This window comes from Arthrobacter mangrovi (assembly GCF_026011795.1).
GTDB lineage: Bacteria > Actinomycetota > Actinomycetes > Actinomycetales > Micrococcaceae > Crystallibacter > Crystallibacter mangrovi.
The window spans coordinates 1-561 of the sequence record NZ_BRVS01000051.1 but is presented as its reverse complement, the minus strand read 5'-3'; the positions used below and the strand labels follow the sequence as shown (position 1 = coordinate 561).

At 65.1% G+C, this 561-nt stretch carries 1 protein-coding gene; it reads right to left on the bottom strand.

Annotated elements, in window-relative coordinates; all coding sequences use genetic code 11:
- A partial coding sequence (locus AHIS1636_RS20355) for an immunoglobulin kappa light chain variable domain-containing protein (protein WP_264797690.1) occupies nucleotides 1–561 on the bottom strand: 561 nt, incomplete at both ends.

The following is a 561-nucleotide window of genomic DNA, read 5'->3' as shown; positions in this document are numbered from 1 at the left end:
GGATCACGGATGGGGTCACGGCTGGCTGCCTCTTGATCTCCACCTTGGTGCCCTGGCCGAAGGTCCAGGGGTAGTTGTAGTCCTGCAGGCAGTAGTAGGTGGCGAAGTCCTCGGGCTGCAGGGAGCTGATGGTCAGGGTGAAGTCGGTTCCGGAGCCGCTGCCGGAGAACCGGCTGGGCACTCCGGACTGCAGGGTGCTGGCGGAGTAGATCAGCAGCTTGGGGGCCTTGCCGGGCTTCTGCTGGTACCAGCCCAGGTCGTTCCTGATGCCCTGGCTGGCCCTGCAGGTGATGGTCACCCTGTCGCCCACGCTGGCGGACAGGGAGCTGGGGGACTGGGTCATCTGGATGGCTCCGTAGGCTCCGCTGATCCACAGCAGCAGGGAGATGAACACCTGGGTCTGCAGCACCATTGGTCCTGGGTTCTCCTCCACGTCGCCGGCCTGCTTCAGCAGGCTGAAGTTGGTGGCTCCGCTGCCGGACCGGCGCTTCCTTCCCCTCTTGCCGGGGCTCCTGGAGATGCTCTTCTGGGTGTAGTGGTTGTGCAGGGCCTCGTGCATCA